Source organism: Halorubrum gandharaense (assembly GCF_054654575.1).
This window is the reverse complement of the sequence record NZ_BAAIET010000001.1, coordinates 158,774-177,118: the sequence shown is the minus strand read 5'-3', so window position 1 is coordinate 177,118 and position 18,345 is coordinate 158,774. Positions and strand designations below refer to the sequence as shown.

Below are 18,345 nucleotides of genomic sequence, written 5' to 3'. Positions count from 1 at the left end.
TGACCCACCCGCATCAATGGGATTTTTGATTTCACGATACTGCCAAAATAATATTTAATGGGTTCTGTATTCTCAGGAATTTCATATGTGTTCAGAAATTTCTCTCTCAATTCGGTATAATGGTTGATGTTAACGGATCTACTAACGAGGGATTTCTCAATCATTCTTTAGGTATTCGTCAACACTCCATCGAGGGGATGCCCGGCATCGAGGTCCTCAGACAAGTACGCCAGTCCCCACCGCGTGGTCCCGTACATGTTTCCACCTTCGACGATCAGCGCAATGGGCACCCCCCTGACTAGCTGCTCGCAGCACTGTTCGATGTAGTGGGCGTCACGCTGACAAAAATCCGGCGGCGTCCGCACTCCCGCGCGACATCCTCCGCAATGTGCGTGAGGGTGCGCACGGCGACCGAACCGCTCTACTTCTCGTCGCGTTTGCGCAGCTTCTCGATCTTCGCTTCGAGCGAGTCGATCGCCTCGCGGGCCTCCTTCGAGGCCTTGCCGCCGGCTTCCTTCCCTTCGTCTGCGAGCTCGTCGACCTCCTCGCGGACGCGGTCGATCGCCGAGTCGATACGCTTGAATCGGTCCTTTTTCTCTTCGGACATCACGAAGATGGTTGCCCGGAAGCGGGGTAACGCTTCCGGCGGCGACGAAACTCGTTCGGCCGGTCAGTCGCCGCCGAGCAGCTCGTCGACGAGGTGTTCCGCGACGCCGGAGAGGTGCACCTGCGCGAACAGCCCGACGAGCACGGCGCCGAGCGTGTTGAACATCATGTCACGGACGGTGTCGTCGATGCCGAACTGCGCCAGCGGCATCTGGATCCCGGTCTCCTCGGCGAGGAGGTCGAGCCCGAACTCGAACAGCTCCCAGATGACGCCGAACGCCATCACCACGATGACGATCCAGACGAACGCGAACCGCGGGGGGAGGTGGATCTCGTCGTGGTGGAGGTCGACGGCGCGCGCGAACGTGTAGCCGATGGCGGCGACCAGCGACGCCGACATCGCGTGCGTGAGGTGGTCCCACCAGCCGATCTGCGCGTACAGCCCGGCGGACCCCATCGTGTGGAGGAAGACGGCAAGCGTGATCCAGAGCCCGAGCCAGGGGTCGAGCGGCACCTCGTAGTTGCGCTCGAATATCGCCGGCGCGAACGTGATCAACAACGCGACGGAGCCGTTCGTGATCGCCTTGGGCTCGCCGGCGACGAGCCCGTAGGCGACGATGGCCGCAAGCACGATCTGCATCCCGCGGGTGAGCCGGCGTTGCGTCCGCTCGTCAGGCCGGGGAAGCAGTCGGCTCATCGGCGCACCACCCGTCGGAGGTGACGGCGAAGGGCGCGTCCTCGACGCCGGAAGTAGGCGTCGAACAGCAGGCCGGCGAAGAGGCCCGCGAGGGTGACCCAGAAGAACTCTACCATGAGCGCGGCGTTGGCGGCGTCCTGAGAGACGCCGGGCCCCATGAGGAACTCGGTCCCGAGGTGGCGGTCGGCGTTCCAGCGGACGACCGACCAGGCGGCGACGGACGCCATCGTCGTCAGCACGACGAAGAAGACGGCGAACCAGTGGGTGAGCTGGATGTCCGTGAACATGTGCAGCTGGACGGTCACCAGCAACGCCAGCCCCGCGACGGAGAGGTAGTAGCCGAACGTGCCGAGCTCGCCGCCGGCGAGCGCCCGGACGAGGATCGGCGCGAGCGCCAACACCAGCAGCTCCCACGGGAGCATCATCCGCGGATTGCGGTGGGCGACCGGCGGGACCAGTACGACGGCGGTCGCGGCCGCCACGAAGCCGAGCCAGAGCCAGTCGGCGTCGAGGAAGCTCTCGATCGCGACGAGCGGCAACACCGCGACCAGCACCCACGCGATGATCGCGTTGGTCTTGCCGTCACGAAACAGCCGTGCGAGCACGTCGTCGTCCTCGCCACCGTCTACGCCGCCGTCCGCCGGCGGATCGTCGTTGCTCATACAGGTCGGATGTGGGGCTCACGCTTAAAAGTGGGCGGCACCGGTCGCGGGACGGTTAACGGAGGATTACTCGACGTAGCGCTCGGGGACGTGCTCGCGGACCGGCTCCGGAAGCGCCCCGAACACGGTCGGCGCGAGCGCCGCGAGCCACCGCCGAAGGGTGACGTAGAGGATCGCGACGCCGAGCGCGCCGGCGACGACGACCCACAGCAGGCCGTCGAGCAGGAGGAGCAGCGGCGCGGCCGCGACTCCACACAGCAGCAGGTCCCCCGGGGAGCCGTCGTAGCGCACCCAGCGTTTGGGGCGACGCCAGCGCCCCAGCACGTGGTCGTAGACGGCACGCTCGGAGGTGCCCTCCCACGGCCGGAGCTCCAGCCCGCCGCCGTACCGGTCCATCCGGCAGTGGGCGGTCGCGCCGAGCAGGAACGCGATCGCGGCGAGCGCGACGGCGGAGCTCGGCGCCAACAGCGCCGCGACACCCGCGGGTAGCGCCGCGAGGGCGTATCCCGTCGGGTAGTGGAGCGTCCGGCGGTGGCCGGCGTACAGGTCGAGGTCCGGGACGACGCCGCCGAGCAGCGCCGCCCACAGCGCCACGGGCGCCAGCTCCGGATTGAGCGCCGCCAACGGCAGCCCAAGCAGGAGCCCGACGACCGCGTGGGTGGGGAGCATCACGTTATATCGCCTCTACAGAAAGGAGGTGACGGACGCTTAAGGCGTTGTCGCGTCCCCGAATCCCACCGGAAACGTGGTGTGGTGATGTTTAAAAGACCGGATAATCCCGAGCGAGATTGAGAGTCGTGGGTGGCGTTCGTTCGACCACTGATGTACCCCGTTTCGTTCGTCGTCGGCGTCGTGGTCGTCGCACTGTTCGCCATCATGGCTGCCATGTGCTACTTCACCTACCTTTCGTTGCAGGCGGAGCAACACCGGGACGCGAAGAACGTCACCCCTGTTGAGGGGTAGGTCCTCGGTCAGGACCGGGAGCGGTCGTCGGCGAGCGCCCCGGTGGGGACCGGACGGAGACCCGGCAGCGCCCGCCGGCATCCCTCCGTGGCGAAACGCCTATCGGCGCGAGTCCCCGAGAGGGGGTCAGTCGCGGCCCCGCCGCGAGGAGCCACCGTGGACCCACTCGAACCGACGGACGACCTGCTCGAATCGCTGTACGTCGTCAACAAGGTCGCAAAGCAGCTCTCGGACGAGGCGACCGACGCCTACGATCGCGGCGACGCCACCCGGAGCAACGTCTGTTCCGCACGGAAGAACGCCCTCTACCGCCTCAAAAGCGAGGTGATCGCCCGCGTGGTCGCACACGACCCGTCGGCGGTCGTCGGCGAGTACCACGCGATCAACGGCGACGCGTGGCTCCACCTCTCCGTCGGGGACTGGAACTTCCACCAGCCGCCGTACGCCATCGGCAGCGAGCTCACGAACGCGATCCGCGTCACCAACTCCGCGGACGCGCCGCGGGATGCCCCCTACGACCGGAGCGCGGCCGTCGAGCGCTCCGAGCGCTCGATCGAGGACGCGCTCACCCGACTTGCGGACGCCGGCGCCAACGCCAACGACCATCTCCAGCGCCCGACCGTCACCAGCGCTGACGACCGGATCGTCGACGTGCGCTGGTCCTGTCTCCGCTAGGTCACTCCGTCGACAGCGGCGGCAGGTCGGCTTCGATCTCCTCGCGGCGTCCCTCCAGCCACTCCGGCAGCACCAGCTTCTCGCCGAGGGTTTCCAAGGGCTCGTCCACGTCGTACCCCGGTTCCTGCGTGGCGAACTCGAAGAGAACGCCGCCGTTCGTTCGGGCGTAGACGGAGCGGAACCACTTGCGGTCGATCACCTCGGTCGGGCGAAGCCCGTGCTCCTGTAGGAGGCCCCGCCACGACTCCTGTTCGTCGGTCGTCACGCGGTAGGCGACGTGGTGGACCGTCCCTGCACCCGGAACCCCGCGAGGAGCGTTCGGGTCGGCGAGCACGTCGACGACGAAGCCGAGCTCGCCGTCGGTCGCGTACCGGATACGGCCCTCGTCGTCGTCCCGGTCCGTCTCCGCGTACCCCATCGCCTCAAGCAGGTCGACGGTTGGACCGGGCGCGCCCAGCGAGAGCTCGACGGCGAAGAACCCGCGAATCGCGTGCCCCTCCGGAACGGGTCCTTCAGGGGGATCGCCGGCGGGCGCGTCCTCGCGGGCGACGAGTTCGAGCGGGAGGCCGTCGGGGTCCGCGAACCGAATCACGGTATCCCCGAACCGCTCGAACATCTCCGCGTCGACGCCCTCGGCCGCGAGCCGGTCCGTCCAGTAGTCGACGCTCTCGGCGGGAATCGTGAACGACACCGTTGAGGCCTGCCCCGTCCCGACCTGTCCCTGCCGGGCGCCGACGTACGGGAAAAACGTCATGCTCGTCCCGGGGTTGCCGGCGTGGTCGGCGTAAAACAGGTGGTAGACGCCCACATCGTCCTGGTTGACGCTGCGCTTGACGAGACGGAGCCCCAGCGTTTCGGTGTAGAACGCGTGGTTCTCGCTCGGGTCGCTGGCGATGGCGGTGACGTGGTGGAGTCCTGGCGTGGCAAGGTGGCTGCTCATACACGTATGGAGACACGCCAGCCACTTATGCCCGCGCGAACCCGAACGCGACCGGGTGACGCCGGGGTTACTCGATAATTGTGACCCGAAAGCCGACGGCGATGAGAGCGGGAACCGAGCACCCCGCCGCGGAGCGACGAAAGACCCGCATTCCCGGGAACGCCGGCCGTCGGACGGAATCTCCCCATTGGGGGCGCGGCATTCCGACTGCCCATGGTGTCCACGGGCGAGCCAACTGCAGATCCACCCGTGATCCGCGGAATCCGGGACGTGGCGACGACGATCGCGTCGGCAGTCGCTAGCATGTGTGACTCACGGTATGTTCCTAACGTTCACCCCCGAGGGGGCAAACGCTGGAATGCCGCAACCGTCAACACCCACTGGACGAGGATGTCTCGTGTTGCAGGTTCATGAAGTGGGGGAGCGGGGATATAATACACGGCCAATTCCGCACTCCTGTTCATTGAAAATATACGCGGAGAACGGACGACCGACGACGATGCCGTGGGTCACCTGAACCCCACGCCGTCACCGATCGCGGGCGCCGGTCTACTCGTCGGCGTCGACGACGTCGATCGCGCCGAGCATCCCGACGCCGATGTGTGGAGTACACGCGTACAGCTGGATACCGTCGTCGTCGAACGACTGCTCGAACGTCTCGTCGGGGTCGTCGACCGCGTCGCCGCTGCTGAAGTCGGACGCGGACTCCTCGTCCGATTCGACGTTGTGTTGGCCGCCCTCGCCGGTCCACTCCCAGCGGACGGTGGTGCCGGCGTCGATCCGGATCGCCGGCGGATCGAACGCGAGTCCGTCGGGACCGCCGCCGACGAGTACTTCGACCTCGTCTTCGCCGGTGTGGTCCTCGATGGAGCCCTCGTACAGCCGCGCGTCCGCGAGGTATTCGTCGATCTCGGACGGCACGTCACCACCGTTCTCGTCGCCGTTCTCGTCGCCGTTCATTCCGTTTCCGTCATCGTCCCCGTCGTCGCCATCACCGCCGGCGCCGCCGTTCGCGTCGGGTTCGGCGTCGTCGTCCGCACAGCCCGCGAGCACGCCGAGCGTAAGCACCGATCCGGTTCCGGCCGCGTACTGCCGTCGCGAGAGCTTTTGGGACATCAGCTGAACCTTGGTGGCGCACGTATACAAACCCCGTGATGCCAGTAGCGAATTCGGGTTTCTCACACCTGTGAAACTGCCGAAATACTCAAATTCGCATGTTTGAGAGTATATAAGTGACGTGGTCAGGCGAGCATCTCCAGTTCCCGTCAGGAAGCGGCGCGTTTAACCCCGCCCCCGGCAAGAGTTCGTCGAATGCGGGAGGACGAGCTCGCGACGCGAGTCGTCGACCACTACGATGTCGTCCACGACGACGCCGAGATCCGCCTTGAGGAGCCGTATGAGGCCGGGTCGAGCCGAGGCGTCGCGGACGTGTACGTCCGGACGAAGACGCCGGAGCGCGTCGACCGTGTGGTGGAGCTGAAAGGCGACGCCGCCGTCCGCCGCGCCACGGGGGCAAACGCCGTCCTCAGACAGTTCCGCCGGATGGAACGCTACTTCTACGATGATAATGCGCACGCGATCCGTCGGAAACTCGGACGTACCGAGCCCGGCGTCCACTTCCTGCTGTTGTTCGCGCCCACGCCGACCTGCGTCCACCACGTCGCCACCCACGCCTCGCTGTACGGCTCCGTCGACGTTGCGGCAAGCGTCGACGACGTGCCCGCGGTCCGCAAGGTCGCGTTCCTCATCGGCCTCGACGGCGGGCCGTCGGATCTGAGCTTTCTGTCCGTCAACGCTGACGCCCCGTTCGGGTCGCCGGCGTTTCTCGACGCCGTCCCGCCGAACTCGCGGCTGGCCGAGAGCCTCCGGAAGGTGGACGACGAGCTCGTCTCCTACGACTGACCCTCCTCGACTGCCTCGCGCACGTCGTCGAGTAGCGAGCGCTCGGCGGCCACCTCCTCACGCAGCACGTCGAGTGCGTCCGACAGCGAGCCGTGGTCGGCGAGATAGGTGATCCCGACGGCACTTTTGATCAGGTTCGCGCTCGCGCCCGTGAAGGTGGTCGGCCCGAGCTGAGCGACGGCCCCATCGCCCACGGAGATGAGCCAGCCCGGCGTCTCGAACGTCCACGTCTCGAACTCGGGCTCGCGGTCCGCCTCGGCGGCCGCCAGTGTCTCACGGACGTTCGCCGCGACCGTCGGCGCAGCCCGAACCGCGGCCTGCGCGCTCGCCGGGACCTCGGCGTCCGTGGCGTCCTGCACCCGCGCCGCGTCCCCCACGACGAACGTCCGGTCGTCGACCGCGAACGTGGCGTCCACCGGCTCGCGCTCCCCGCCGAGCGCTTCCGGACCGCGCACCCCGCCCGTCCACACGAGCTGGTCGTACGGGAGCGTGCCCTCGTCGTCCTCTCCCTCCCCTTCCTCCTCCAGCACGACTTCCTCGGGGCCCACTCGCGTCACTGGCGTCTCCGCCCGGATCTCCACGTCCAGCCGCGCGAGCTCCTCGCGGGTCGCCGCACGGAACTCCTCGGGGAACCCCGGGACGATCCGGTCACCCGCCTCCAGCAGCACGACGGAAACGTGGTCGGCGACGCCCTCCTCGCGCGCAAACTGGGCGAGCTCGCCGGCAGTCTGGACGCCCGACAGTCCGGCACCGACGACGACCACGCGGCCACCGCCCGCGGCCGCCACCTCGCGGAACGTCCGGCGGATCCGCGCGGCGTGCGGGAGCCGCTTCAGCGGCGTCCCGTGCTCGCGAGCACCCGGTACCCCGTGGTAGTCCGTCTCCGCACCCAGTGCGACGACGGCGGCGTCGTACGGGAGCTCGACGCCGCTCTCCAGCTCGACAACGCGCTCCTCACGGTCGACGGAGCTGACCGTTGCCTCTCGCACCGTCGCGTCGTCGAGTAGCTCAGCGAGCGGGAGGCTGATCTCGTCGACGAACTCCGGGCGACGGATCGCCCGATGAAGCTCGTGTTGGATCAGGTGGTCGCCCGTCTCGTCGATGACGGTGAGGTCGGCGTCCTCCGGAAGTCGCTCCTCCAGTTTCGTGGCGGTGACGAGGCCGGCGTAGCCGCCCCCGAGCACGACGACGTGCATTGACTGGGCGGAGAGGCGCCACGCCCAAAGAGGTACTTGCCGTTCGTCGCCAGCGCGTCGCCAGTACGCTGCCAGCGCGTTGCCAACAGTCGCGCACGGCGCCCTCAGGTCACGCCGTCATCCGGAGCGTCGTAGCGCAGATGGGCGTCCGTCTCCAGCACCTGCTCGATCGTGTCGACGGCGTCCAGCACGTCCGCGAAGGAGGTGTACAGCGGTGCGGGGCAGATCCGGACGACGTTCGGCGGTCGGAAGTCGACGACGATCCCACGATCGGTGAGCGCCAGGCTCAGCCGGTTCGCTTCCGGGTGTTCGAGCGCGACGTGGCCGCCCCGGGCGTCGTGCTCCCGCGGAGTACCGACCGACATGTCGGGGAGCCGCTCGTCCACGAGGGCGATCAGGAAGTCCGTGAGCGCAAGCGACTTCGCGCGGATTCGGTCGACGCCCGCCTCGTGAATGGTCTCGGTCGCGCCCTCGATGGGGGCGGCCGCCAGCAAGGGCGGGGTGCCGATCTGCCACGCGCCCGCGTCATCGGCCGGCGTATACGTGGCGTTCATCTCGAACTGGGTCGCCTTCTCGTGGCCCCACCACCCCGTCAGCGCGGGCGTGAGCCCGTGGTGGCACTCGGCGACGTAGAGCGCGGCGAGCGCTCCCGGTCCCGCGTTGAGGTGCTTGTAGGTGCACCAGGTGGCGAAGTCGACTCCCCGGTCGGCGAACTCGTGGGGAACCACGCCGGCGGTGTGGGCGGCGTCGAACCCCGCATAGGCGCCCGCCGCGTGTGCCGCCTCCGTGATCCGCGCCACGTCGAACAGCTGCCCGGAGCGGTACAGCGCGGTGGGCATCCAGACGATGCCCACGTCGTCGTGCTCCGCGAGCGCGGCCTCCACGTCGGCGGGGTCGATCGTCCGCCCGTCTCGACTCTCGACTAGTCGAAGCTTCTCGTCCGGGTCGATGCCGCGAGCGCGAAGCTGTGACCGGATCGCGTAGTGGTCCGAGGGAAAGTCCAGCTCGTTCACGAGCACGGCGGGCGCCGTCTCCGTGTCCCACGTGCCGTCGGCCGCGGGGTGGCCCTCACGGTCGGGGCCGTTCCCCGCGCGGAGTTCGTCGAGGAAGGTGCCGACGAGCGTGTGGATGTTCACCGTGATGGAGTTGCCGACGGCGACCTCCGCCGGCGCGGCACCGACGAGCGGTGCGAGGTCGGCGCCCAGTCGTTCGCCGACCTCGAACCACGGGGGATCCGCGCCCGTCCAGCCCTCGATCAGCAGGTCGCGCCACTCGTCGACGACCCGGTCGAGGCTCGCGAGCGCGGCGTCACACGCCGGGCCGAGCGAGTTGCCGTCCATGTACAGCACGTCCTCGGAAACGTGAAAGCGGTCCGCGAAGGATTCCAGCGGGTCGGCGGCGTCGAGCCGTGCCGCCGTTTCGGCGGCGTCGGTCGGGTCGCCGGCGTCGGCATCATCGGCGTCGGCCGGGTCAACCGGGTCGCCCACGCCGAACGTCCGAGCCGGGGCGTAGGGGTCCCCGTCGTCTCCGTGCATACGGAGACGGACGCCGCCGGCGACTAAGCCGTTGCGGAGCGGGTGGCGGCCCAAAAGGGCCGGCGGGTGCTTATAAGGCGCTGGCGCAACCACGTTCAGCCATGAGCGATCCCGAGCTTCGAGAAGCCGTCGAGACGTTTCTCGCCGACTACGAGAAGGCGATGTCGGAGTACGACCAGGGCTACGTCGACGCCGACGCCACGCTGTCGGTCCTCGACACGCACGTCACCCACTTAAAAGAGGTCGCGGAGGCGTCCGAGGAGTCGTCCGCGGAGCAGTCGGCCGAGCAGTCGGAGTAGGGGAGCGAGCGCGTTCCGGCTCCTTTTAAGCGAACGACGGCCGAAACGGCGGCCATGGTCTCTGAGATCTTCGATCCCGACCGGTGGGAGCCGGTCACCGACGAGTTCGACGACGTGACGTACCACCGCGCCGTCGACCTCCCGGCCGTGCGGATCGCGTTCGACCGCCCCGAGGTCCGCAACGCGTTCCGGCCGGGCACCGTCGACGAGCTGTACGCCGCGCTCGACCACGCACGCAAGCAGGCGGACGTGGGCTGCGTCCTGCTCACGGGCAACGGCCCGTCCGAAAAGGACGGCGGGTGGGCGTTCTGTGCCGGCGGCGACCAGTCCGTCCGGGGCGGCTCCGGCTACGAGTATCGCGACGACGACGAGGCGGGCAAGGAGGACGACGAGCTCGTGCGCGAGGCGCGCGCCGGCCGCCTCCACATTCTGGAGGTCCAGCGCCTGATCCGGTTCATGCCGAAGCCCGTCGTCGCCGTCGTCCCGGGTTGGGCGGTCGGCGGCGGCCACTCGCTGCACGTCGTCTGTGACCTCACGCTCGCCAGCGAGGAGCACGCGAAATTCCTCCAGACGGACCCCGACGTCGCCTCCTTCGACGGCGGCTTCGGCTCCGCGTACCTCGCCAAGCAGATCGGCCAGAAGAAGGCGCGTGAGGTGTTCTTCCGCGGCAAGACCTACTCCGCCGAGGAGGCCGTCGACATGGGAATGGCGAACGAGGCGATCCCCCACGAGGAGTTAGAGGAAGTCGCGCTGGAGTGGGCCGACGAGATGACCAGCAAGTCCCCGACCGCCATGCGCATGCTGAAGTACGCGTTCAACATGACCGACGACGGCATGGTCGGCCAGCAGGTGTTCGCCGGCGAGGCCACCCGCCTCGCCTACATGACCGAGGAGGCCCAGGAAGGCCGCGACGCCTTCCTCGAAAAGCGCGAGCCGAACTTCGAGGAGTACCCCTGGCACTACTGAAGCGACGACGACACTGAGAAGGCGGAGAGACGATACCCGTCACCCACCACGTCGCGGTGGCGCGCCCGGCGAGCGCCCGCTGGCGCGAGCCGGCGCGCGAGGGAGGCGGGAGCGCGCCGGCGTTGCGGTGCGGTCCGCCGGCGCGCTCTCCGCCGAGGCTGGGGAGGCGTGAGGTGCGGTTGCGGTGCCGTGCGGTTGCGGTGCTGTGCGGGGTGGGACTCAAAGGAGCCGGCTGGGGCTTTGGCGGTCGTGTTCTCCGCAGTCGTCGCCACACTCACCTCACCAACCACTTTTGAGGAGCCGGCTGGGGCTTTGGAGGTGTTCGCGGCGTTCTCACCGCACTAACCGCTTATAAGCCGCCGGCGCTCGTGACCGGCGAAACGCCTATCCGATCCCGCCGAAAAGCCGGCACATGCGCCGACGGACCCTCCACACGCTGGCGTTCCTGTTCTGGATGCCGATCGCGGTGTACGCCGGCTACGCCGCTCTCGGAGCTGGAACGGCCGGGATGCTGGCAGGAGGAGCGTTGAGCCTCGCCTGCGGCGCGCTCGCCGCCGGTCACGCCTACATGATCGCGACCGTGGATGGCGGAGAGGAGATAGCGTCCGCGGGCGCCGACTTCCAACGGTCCCCGCTCGACGAGTCCGTCGTGAAGGGCCACGGGGGCGACACCGAACCGGGACGACTCGCCGCCGAGAAGCCGCCGGATGGAGACGAGGTCGACCCGCAGGAGCGCGAAGGCGACTAAGCAAAACCCGTGGACCGCTAACCGCGCGGTCGTCTACCGCGGGTCCCAGCCGTGGAACTCGGTGCCCTCCTCCAGTTCCAAGTCGAACGCCGTGATCATGCCGCCGAGCGCGGCGTACCCCTGCGCGGTCGCCGCGATCCCGACGATCGCGTCGTCGTCGTACAGCGCCGCGATCTCGTCGTGTGCGACGGCGTCGACCTCCTCGTTGACCACTGCGCGGGCGTACTCCACGAGGGTGCGCTCGTCGTCGTCGAGCACCGCGAGGTCGTCCGCGCCGATCGCGGCGATCGTCTCGTCGGCGATGTCGACGCCGCGCGCGATGTTGACGTGCTGGTGCCACTCGTAGCGGTTGCCGATCTCCGAGGTGGCCGCGAGGATCACGAGCTCGCGCTCGCGGTCGGAGAGCCCGCTGTCGCTCCACAGTGACGAGAGGAAGCCACGCATCCCCGCGAGCACCGCCGGATTGTTGCCGAGCGACTGGTAGACATGGAGCGGTTTGCCCTGCAGCGAGGATTCCAGCAGATCCTCGTACTCGTCCGGGACATCGTCCGCGTCGACGTAGGGTACGCGTGCCATGTCGCGGAAGTGGACACGAGGCGGGTTAGGCGTATGGGGCTCGGTAGCGTTCGCCGGGTTCGGTGGCGGTGCCGTCGCGCTCGTGGCGGGGAGCGGGTTCGCTGAACCCGTCGGAGTATGAAACCGACACCTCGCGCTCGGCGTTTTCAGTAGTCTCGAACGATCAGCTCGGAGATTCGGCTGAAGTCTTCGGGATTCCCCGTGACGACCGGCTCATCATATCGGAGCGCAGTCGCCGCGATCTTGAGATCACCCTGTCCTACTCGGTCACCTTCGCGGCGGAGCTGTCCGTCGATACGGCCGGCGTGGCGCGCGATTTCGTCGGTGAGAGGAACGATCGGCCGAGAATTGAGCACGGATTGAATCTGTCCGACCTCCTCGTGAGTCCGTTCGGTGTATCCCACGCCAACGTACAGTTCGTAGACGACCTGTGCGGGAACGCGCTGGGGTTCGTCCGTAGACTCGAGCTCGGTTGCGACCGTTATTGCGTCCTCGTCGGCATTCATCAAGTCGATCAAAAACGAGGAATCAAGAATCACGGCTGTCCTCGAACCGTTCGACTACCTCATCAATCTCGTCGACGGCATCCTCGTCGGTCTCGTCAATCGCTGCTCGGAACTCCGCCGCTTCCTCGTCGGAGAGGATCCCGACGAGGTCGAGCAGCGACGCGCCCCCGGTGAGGCGGTCGATAGCTTCTGAAAACGTCTCGTCCGGACGCTTCTCGTTTTTAATGCGCTCGTAGACATCTTCATCGAGTCGGACGCTCTTCGTACTCATATGTATACGTCGTATACGAGACTGCATCAAGGTTTCCCCGGGGCTTCCGTACCGTGAATCACCCCGTGGGTTGACCCCGAGGCGGTTCACACTTCGATTGGAAAAGAAGCGTCGGATTCACGCCTGTTATAAAGGGCGGGACTCTCTCCTCGATTTAGATAGGGGCCCGAGCACTCGATACTGTAACACCTTCATAAGAGAAGTTTGTCCGGTGAGTCGGTGGTTCTGCGCACGTGAGGACCGCCTGCAAAGCCCCAGCCGGCTCCGGTCGAGGGTTTCGGACGCCGGTCCGGCTCGCTGCGCTCACGGGCTGCGACCTCCGTCGTCCCGCTCCCTGCTCGCGCCTTCGTCGCTCGCTTATCGAGGGCTCCCTCCGGTCGCCCTCGCCACGGTCGGTCCCGCAACCTTCACGAACGCCACACCCGAACCCCCACCAATGACCGAGGTTTCGCGAACGCGGGCGTGGCTGATGGCGGCCCGTCCCCAGACGCTTCCGGCCGCGGCCGCGCCGATCCTCGTCGGCGTCGGGCTCGCCATCGACGCCGGCGTGTTCGCGCCGCTGCCCGCGCTCGCGGCGTTCGTCGGCGCGGCGCTGATCCAGATCGGGACCAACTTCGCGAACGACTACTACGACGCGATCCAGGGCGCGGACACCGACGACCGCGAGGGGTTCACCCGTGTCGTTGCCGCCGGCATCATCGAGCCGGCCGAGGTGAAACGCGCGATGTGGCTCACCTTCCTCGCGGCCATCCTCGTCGGCACCTACCTCGTCTACGAGGGCGGCGTCCCCATCCTCGTGATCGGACTCGTCTCCGTCGCAGCGGGCATCGCCTACACCGGCGGGCCCTACCCGCTCGGGTACCACGGGCTCGGTGACCTGTTCGTCTTCGTCTTCTTCGGCGTGATCGCCGTGACGGGCACCTACTACGTCCAGGCAGTCAGCGTGCTTCACGCGGCCCCGTTCCCGCTGTGGCTCCCCGAGGGGACAGTTACGCTCGCGGCGGTCGTCGCCAGTCTCCCGGTCGCCGCGCTCTCGACGAACATCCTCGTCGTGAACAACGTCCGTGACCGCAAGGAGGACGCGACCACCGGCAAGCGCACGCTGGCGGTCCGATTCGGATACCGCTTCTCACGCATCCAGTTCCTCTCGCTCGTCGCGCTGGCGTACCTGACGCCGTTCTGGTTCCTGCTCCAGGGGTACGGCCTCGCCGTGCTCCTCCCACTGGTGACGCTGCCGCTCGCCGTCACGCTGAGCCGCACCGTTCTGACGGAGACCGCCGGCGACGCGCTGAATCCGGCACTGGAGTCGGCCGGCAAACTGCTCGCGGCGTTCGCCGCCGCCTTCGCCGTCGGGCTGGCGCTATGAGACGCCGCGACTTCTCGCTCCGGCTCGACAGCCCGCTCTCCACCGCCCGTGCCGAGATCCTCGACCGGGAGGGGGTCGTTCTCCAACTCGATCCGGGCGCTGATCCGGTCCCCAAGCCGGGTATCGGCGAGGCGACGCCCCTCCCGGGGTGGACCGAGACTCAGGAGGCATGCACCGCCGCGATCGACCGCGCAGAGCGGGAGGGTGTCGAGGCCGCGATGGCGGGGCTGGAGGACGCGCCCGCCGCGCGACACGGGCTCTCGGTGGCGTTTTTCGACGCGGAGGCACGCGCCGAGGGGGAGCCGCTCGCACACACTCTCGCCGCCGAGCGCGACCTCCCCGAACCCGCCGAGCGAGTCCCCGTTAATGCCACCATCGGCGACGGAAGCTCGAAAGCGAACGCAAAAACCGCCCGCCGAGCGGTCGACGACGGGCACCGTGCGGTGAAAGTGAAGATCGGCGCGAGACCACTGGAGGCCGACCTCGAACGCGTTCGAGCGATCCGCCGAGCGGTCGGCCCCGCAGTCGAGATCCGCGCGGACGCCAACGGCGGGTGGGACCGCGGCACCGCCCGGCGCGCGCTCGACGCGCTCGCCGACCTCGATGTCGCCTACGTCGAACAGCCGCTCCCGGCGAACGACCTCCCGGGACTCGCACGGCTCCGTGAGGAGAGCCGGGTGGCGATCGCCGCCGACGAGTCGCTCGCCGAACACGGACTGGACGCGGTGCTCGACGCCGAGGCTGCCGACTTCGTCATCCTGAAGCCGATGGTGTTGGGTGGCCCGGACCGCGCGCTCGATGCCGCGATGCGCGCCCGTGAGGCGAACGTCGAGCCCGTGGTGACGACCACCGTCGACGCGGTCGTCGCGCGCACCGCCGCGGTTCACGTCGCGGCCGCGATCCCCCACGTTCGCGCCTGTGGGCTCGCAACTGGGGAACTCCTCGCCGAGGATCTGGCACCCGATCCGTGTCCCGTCGAGGACGGTGACGTCGAGGTGCCCACGGAGGCGGGACTCGCGGGAGAGCGGTTCGACGGCATCGTCAACGAGGAGTGAACGGCCCCGGTTTCGGGCCAAGCGGGGGGCGTCTCGCCCGCTCAAAGCCGCCGCTTCGACCGCAGCCGAGCCAGTCGGATGCGGGTTTCCTGCCGACTGGTGCCGCGAACGCGGCGAGTTTCTTCGTCGGCCATCGACAGCAGCGAGAGCCGGTCGATCAGCGGCGGCCAGTCGCCGGCGCCAGCGGCGTCGCGGGCGTATTCGACGGCGTTCGCGAGCCCCTCGCCATCGTCCGGCGACGCTCGGGCGACCGCGGCATCCGCCGCACGGCGGCTCCCCGCGACGTAGAGGCGGTCGCCGATGACGAACGGGACCCAGATGGGGAGAAGACACACCCAGAGGAGGGCGCCAGCCAGCGTGTAGACCGGCCACGGGATCCGGTTGCGCTCGGGCTCGTAGCCGTGGATGCGGTTGACGCGACGGTCGTTCTCGCCGCGCTCCTCCCGGCGGGCGACCAGCAGGGTTGCAAGGAGCCCGAGCGTTTCGACGAGGAGAGTGGCCGGAAGCAGTGCGGTCGTCACCGCGGCATCTCCCCCGTCGAGTCGGACGAGTGCGTGCCGGAGCGCGGCGTCACGGTCGGCCTCGGGCAGCGAGAGAAGCCGCGTGGAGACGACGAGCGTCGCGCCGCGGTAGCCGTCCGTCACCGCCACGTTGGCCGCGTCCGCGTTGACGACCAGCACGTCGGGCGCGTCGACGCCGACCTCGCCCGCGAGCGCGCCGATCCTGTCGTCGAGGAACGCCGCCGGCTCCTCGTCGAGGTTCGCCCGCGGAAGGCGCTCTATCCGGCGCTCGACGAGGATCGGGCCGAGCAGCGCGGAGCCACCGATCCCGACGAGGACGGCGGCGAGCACGCCGACGGCAGGGCCGGGACCGAAAAACGCAAACAGCGGAACGAGCGGGATGGCGGCGACGACGGCCGGCACCACGGCGAGCGCGATCAGCCCGGCGGCCCCTCGCGGCGTCACCTGCCCGTTCCAGCGCATTACGGACGGCAGGTGGCGCACGCGGGTTAAAGGTCTGCCGGACGGCGGAGACGACGAGCGAGGTGCGGTCGTGGGGCCCGCGCCGGCGTATCCCTTCCGGAGCTTTTAACCTACTTCCGGGCCGAAATTCGGATAATGGCTTTTGAGGATCTGTTGAACGACCCCGTCATCCAGAAGTACCTCCACGAACTCGTGGGGCCGACGGGGATGCCGGTCGCGGCGGCACCGCCGGACGGTGAGGTCACCGACGAGGAGCTGGCAGAGGAGCTCGGACTGGAGCTGAACGACGTCCGACGCGCGCTGTTCATCCTCTACGAGAACGACCTCGCGTCGTACCGCCGAGTTCGTGACGAGGACTCCGGGTGGCTCACGTACCTCTGGACGTTCCACTACGACAACATCCCGGAGAACCTCGAAGAGGAGATGTACCGCCTGCTCGACGCGTTGGAGGACCGCGAGGAGTACGAGCGCACCCACGAGTTCTACCTCTGTGAGGTGTGTTCGATCCGCTTCGAGTTCGGCGAGGCGATGGACTTCGGCTTCGAGTGCCCCGAGTGCGGGTCGCCCGTCGAGTCGATGGAAAACGAGCGGCTCCGCGAGGCGCTGGAGATGCGCGTCGATGAGCTGCGCGACGAGCTCAACGTGGATGTGACCAGCTAATGGTCGTCCTTGCAACCAAGTGCTACGTCGAGGGTGACGCCCGCGACCGCGCGCTCGACGGCATGTACTCGCTCGTCGACAACGACGTTGGCGACCTCCACGTGGAGTGGAACGTCGGCGTGCGCGGCGACGACTTCGTGCAGGTGGACCTCTCCGGCGACGACGCCGAGGTCGCCCGCAACGTCCTTGCGGAGACGTGGGGCGAGATCGTCGCCCACGACGAGGGCTTCGAGCCCGGCGAGACGTACGTCGGCACGCTGGAGTCGTGGGACGAAGACGGGTTCGTCTTCGACGCCGGCGAGGACGTGTTCGTCCCCGCCGACGAGCTCGGCCTCGGCGTCGGCTCGCCCGAACAGGTCGTCGAGCGCTTCGGTCTCGTCCAGCACCTCCCGATGGAGTTCGTGTTCAACGGCGGCGGTGACGGTGAGGGCGACGGTGACGGCGATGGCGACGGTGACGACGACGCCGGCGACGGCGACGCCTCGGCGGACGCTCCCCACCGACTGTCGGACGACGAACGTGACCGCCTCTACGACTGGCAGCGTGGCGAGGGGCGGCTCAACGTCAACTCCGCCACTCGCGGCGAGGTGCGCGCGACGGTGAACCGTGCGGGCCACGCACAGGACATCATCACCGTCGAGCGCCTCGGCCTGCTCGAACAGAGCATCATCTGCAAGGAGGGGACGGACCCACCGGGCCTGCTCGCCGCTATCGGCCAGTATCTCCCGGCGGAGATGCGGTGTGTCGTCTGAGGTGAGCTGACCCCGTGAACCGACGTTTCCTCCTGGCGGTCTGCTGTGTCGTCCTGCTCACGCTCGGCGCCGGCTGTCTCGGCTACGTCACCGGCGGCGGCGAGGTGGCGAACGAGACGCTCGACAGCGACCCCCATAGCGAGTACCAGTTCGACACCAGCTACGACGCGGACTTCGATCTCTCGGCCAACGGGACGTACAAGGTCGTCTACCACGTTCCGGATGGAGAGCCGCTTCGACTGTACGAGGGGACGGTGTACGCCGGCGATCAGCCGTTGGAGTTCCACTCGTTCCGGTTCCAGTACCCCGACGGCGAGGTGATCAACGGCACCGAGTTCCGCGAGCGCGGCGGCGAGGTGGACCGCACCCCGGACGAGACGTGGATCCGCTTCACCGAGGAGATGGAGGGCGGACACGTGGCGTACTCCGGCACGGGCTCCCCCCGCCGGTTCACGATGAACGCCTATGTGGAGGGGTCGTACGCGGTGACGCTGCCGCCCGGCTTCAGCACGGACATCCCCATCGTGGGACACGTCTCGCCGCGGTCCCACACCGTCGAGGAGGTCGACGGTCGCGACCGGATCGCCTGGCAGTCGGTGACGAGCGGCTCCATCGTGGTGCAGTCGTACCGCGAGCGCGACCTCGTCATCTTTGCCGGCATCCTCGTCGTGGCGTTCGGCGCCGCCGTCGGCGGCACGCTCTACTTCCGTCGACAGCTTGAGGAGCTGCGGCAGCGACGACGCGAGCTCGGGCTCGGCGTCTACGAGGACGAGGAGTCCGACGGCGCCGGCGGCGGCAACGACGAGGACGAGCCGCCCGGCGGCCGATAGGCGGAACTGCACGCTGACGGTCCGTCTCGACCCGCACGATCCACATCGTCGTTCTCCCGATCCGCACTCTCTCTTTCGGCTCCACTGAGACCCTATTTTCCAGAGAGAACAGCAGATGAGACAGCAGTCGGTGAAACTGCGTGTTGAACGAGATCGG

The 18,345-nt window shown here is 68.2% G+C and carries 23 protein-coding genes; 11 read left to right on the top strand and 12 right to left on the bottom strand.

Annotation, left to right across the window (positions count from 1 at the left end; translation table 11 throughout):
- Window positions 1-421: 421 nt before the first annotated feature.
- The 4 genes from ACYQ07_RS00860 to ACYQ07_RS00845 all read right to left on the bottom strand — a co-directional run bounded on the left by ACYQ07_RS00860 (window position 422) and on the right by ACYQ07_RS00845 (window position 2,637).
- Window positions 422-607 carry a hypothetical protein gene (locus ACYQ07_RS00860; RefSeq protein WP_459876068.1) on the bottom strand — a complete coding sequence of 62 codons (186 nt, stop codon included), beginning with the start codon at window positions 605-607 and terminating at the stop codon, window positions 422-424.
- 63 nt (window positions 608-670) lie between these two features.
- Window positions 671-1,303, bottom strand: a complete 633-nt coding sequence (locus ACYQ07_RS00855; protein WP_459876065.1) for a DUF2238 domain-containing protein — start codon at window positions 1,301-1,303, stop codon at window positions 671-673.
- Window positions 1,300-1,965, bottom strand: coding sequence for a hypothetical protein (locus tag ACYQ07_RS00850; protein ID WP_459876062.1), 666 nt, complete (start codon window positions 1,963-1,965; stop codon window positions 1,300-1,302). Before ACYQ07_RS00850 ends, ACYQ07_RS00855 begins: the two co-directional genes overlap by 4 nt.
- Window positions 1,966-2,031: 66 nt before the next feature.
- Window positions 2,032-2,637, bottom strand: coding sequence for a metal-dependent hydrolase (locus ACYQ07_RS00845; RefSeq protein ID WP_459876059.1), 606 nt, complete (start codon window positions 2,635-2,637; stop codon window positions 2,032-2,034).
- Between the two features lie 150 nt (window positions 2,638-2,787).
- Between ACYQ07_RS00845 and ACYQ07_RS00840 the strand changes: the two genes are divergently transcribed.
- Both ACYQ07_RS00840 and ACYQ07_RS00835 read left to right on the top strand, forming a co-directional pair.
- Entirely contained in the window at window positions 2,788-2,928 is a 141-nt protein-coding gene (locus tag ACYQ07_RS00840) for a hypothetical protein (protein ID WP_459876056.1), read from the top strand.
- A 156-nt stretch (window positions 2,929-3,084) separates the two neighbouring features.
- A complete protein-coding gene (locus ACYQ07_RS00835) occupies window positions 3,085-3,603 on the top strand; it encodes a hypothetical protein (protein WP_459876054.1) in 519 nt (172 codons plus the stop codon).
- 1 nt (window position 3,604) lies between these two features.
- Here ACYQ07_RS00835 and ACYQ07_RS00830 read toward each other — a convergent pair whose 3' ends face one another.
- Together ACYQ07_RS00830 and ACYQ07_RS00825 are read right to left on the bottom strand one after the other, a co-directional pair.
- On the bottom strand, window positions 3,605-4,543 hold the full coding sequence (locus tag ACYQ07_RS00830) for a ring-cleaving dioxygenase (protein ID WP_459876051.1): 939 nt from the start codon (window positions 4,541-4,543) through the stop codon (window positions 3,605-3,607).
- A gap of 549 nt (window positions 4,544-5,092) precedes the next feature.
- Complete coding sequence (locus ACYQ07_RS00825) at window positions 5,093-5,659, bottom strand: halocyanin domain-containing protein (RefSeq protein WP_459876048.1); 567 nt, start codon at window positions 5,657-5,659, stop codon at window positions 5,093-5,095.
- A 195-nt stretch (window positions 5,660-5,854) separates the two neighbouring features.
- On the opposite strand from ACYQ07_RS00825, the gene ACYQ07_RS00820 reads away from it, so the two are divergent.
- Window positions 5,855-6,445 carry a hypothetical protein gene (locus tag ACYQ07_RS00820; protein WP_459876045.1) on the top strand — a complete coding sequence of 197 codons (591 nt, stop codon included), beginning with the start codon at window positions 5,855-5,857 and terminating at the stop codon, window positions 6,443-6,445.
- Here the strand turns inward: ACYQ07_RS00820 and ACYQ07_RS00815 are convergent.
- On the bottom strand, window positions 6,436-7,641 hold the full coding sequence (locus tag ACYQ07_RS00815) for an NAD(P)/FAD-dependent oxidoreductase (RefSeq protein ID WP_459876042.1): 1,206 nt from the start codon (window positions 7,639-7,641) through the stop codon (window positions 6,436-6,438). The two genes, ACYQ07_RS00820 and ACYQ07_RS00815, sit on opposite strands and share 10 nt — an antisense overlap.
- A 104-nt stretch (window positions 7,642-7,745) precedes the next feature.
- Window positions 7,746-9,176, bottom strand: a complete 1,431-nt coding sequence (kynU, locus tag ACYQ07_RS00810; RefSeq protein ID WP_459876039.1) for a kynureninase — start codon at window positions 9,174-9,176, stop codon at window positions 7,746-7,748.
- 101 nt (window positions 9,177-9,277) lie between these two features.
- On the opposite strand from kynU, the gene ACYQ07_RS00805 reads away from it, so the two are divergent.
- From ACYQ07_RS00805 to ACYQ07_RS00795, 3 genes are all read left to right on the top strand, one after another.
- Complete coding sequence (locus ACYQ07_RS00805) at window positions 9,278-9,475, top strand: hypothetical protein (protein ID WP_459880303.1); 198 nt, start codon at window positions 9,278-9,280, stop codon at window positions 9,473-9,475.
- Window positions 9,476-9,529: 54 nt separating this feature from the next.
- Window positions 9,530-10,441 carry a 1,4-dihydroxy-2-naphthoyl-CoA synthase gene (locus ACYQ07_RS00800; RefSeq protein ID WP_459876036.1) on the top strand — a complete coding sequence of 304 codons (912 nt, stop codon included), beginning with the start codon at window positions 9,530-9,532 and terminating at the stop codon, window positions 10,439-10,441.
- 412 nt (window positions 10,442-10,853) lie between these two features.
- Window positions 10,854-11,189 (top strand): hypothetical protein, encoded by a 336-nt coding sequence (locus ACYQ07_RS00795; protein ID WP_459876033.1) that lies wholly within the window; start codon window positions 10,854-10,856, stop codon window positions 11,187-11,189.
- A gap of 33 nt (window positions 11,190-11,222) precedes the next feature.
- Here the strand turns inward: ACYQ07_RS00795 and ACYQ07_RS00790 are convergent, their stop codons facing one another.
- The 3 genes from ACYQ07_RS00790 to ACYQ07_RS00780 form a co-directional block, all read right to left on the bottom strand.
- Window positions 11,223-11,765, bottom strand: coding sequence for a carboxymuconolactone decarboxylase family protein (locus ACYQ07_RS00790; RefSeq protein WP_459876030.1), 543 nt, complete (start codon window positions 11,763-11,765; stop codon window positions 11,223-11,225).
- A 146-nt stretch (window positions 11,766-11,911) separates the two neighbouring features.
- A complete protein-coding gene (locus ACYQ07_RS00785; RefSeq protein WP_459876028.1) occupies window positions 11,912-12,271 on the bottom strand; it encodes a PIN domain-containing protein in 360 nt (119 codons plus the stop codon).
- A 22-nt stretch (window positions 12,272-12,293) separates the two neighbouring features.
- Entirely contained in the window at window positions 12,294-12,542 is a 249-nt protein-coding gene (locus ACYQ07_RS00780; RefSeq protein WP_459876025.1) for an antitoxin VapB family protein, read from the bottom strand.
- Between the two features lie 469 nt (window positions 12,543-13,011).
- On the opposite strand from ACYQ07_RS00780, the gene ACYQ07_RS00775 reads away from it, so the two are divergent.
- The gene (locus ACYQ07_RS00775; protein ID WP_459880177.1) at window positions 13,012-13,908 is read left to right on the top strand and encodes a 1,4-dihydroxy-2-naphthoate polyprenyltransferase; all 897 of its coding nucleotides are present in this window, start codon (window positions 13,012-13,014) and stop codon (window positions 13,906-13,908) included.
- Window positions 13,905-14,963, top strand: coding sequence for a mandelate racemase/muconate lactonizing enzyme family protein (locus tag ACYQ07_RS00770; protein WP_459876022.1), 1,059 nt, complete (start codon window positions 13,905-13,907; stop codon window positions 14,961-14,963). The genes ACYQ07_RS00775 and ACYQ07_RS00770 overlap by 4 nt, the downstream gene beginning before the upstream one ends.
- Before the next feature lie 41 nt (window positions 14,964-15,004).
- Here ACYQ07_RS00770 and ACYQ07_RS00765 read toward each other — a convergent pair whose 3' ends face one another.
- Window positions 15,005-15,946, bottom strand: a complete 942-nt coding sequence (locus tag ACYQ07_RS00765; protein WP_459876019.1) for a hypothetical protein — start codon at window positions 15,944-15,946, stop codon at window positions 15,005-15,007.
- A gap of 135 nt (window positions 15,947-16,081) precedes the next feature.
- Here ACYQ07_RS00765 and ACYQ07_RS00760 point away from each other — a divergent pair, with 135 nt between their 5' ends.
- From ACYQ07_RS00760 to ACYQ07_RS00750, 3 genes are read left to right on the top strand one after another with little or no spacing between them, the layout of a single operon-like run.
- Window positions 16,082-16,606: a transcription factor gene (locus tag ACYQ07_RS00760; RefSeq protein WP_459876017.1), complete on the top strand. Its 525-nt coding sequence runs from the start codon at window positions 16,082-16,084 to the stop codon at window positions 16,604-16,606.
- Window positions 16,606-17,358, top strand: coding sequence for a DUF2110 family protein (locus ACYQ07_RS00755; RefSeq protein ID WP_459876014.1), 753 nt, complete (start codon window positions 16,606-16,608; stop codon window positions 17,356-17,358). Before ACYQ07_RS00760 ends, ACYQ07_RS00755 begins: the two co-directional genes overlap by 1 nt.
- 14 nt (window positions 17,359-17,372) lie before the next feature.
- Entirely contained in the window at window positions 17,373-18,188 is an 816-nt protein-coding gene (locus ACYQ07_RS00750; protein ID WP_459876011.1) for a DUF5803 family protein, read from the top strand.
- Window positions 18,189-18,345: the final 157 nt, after the last annotated feature.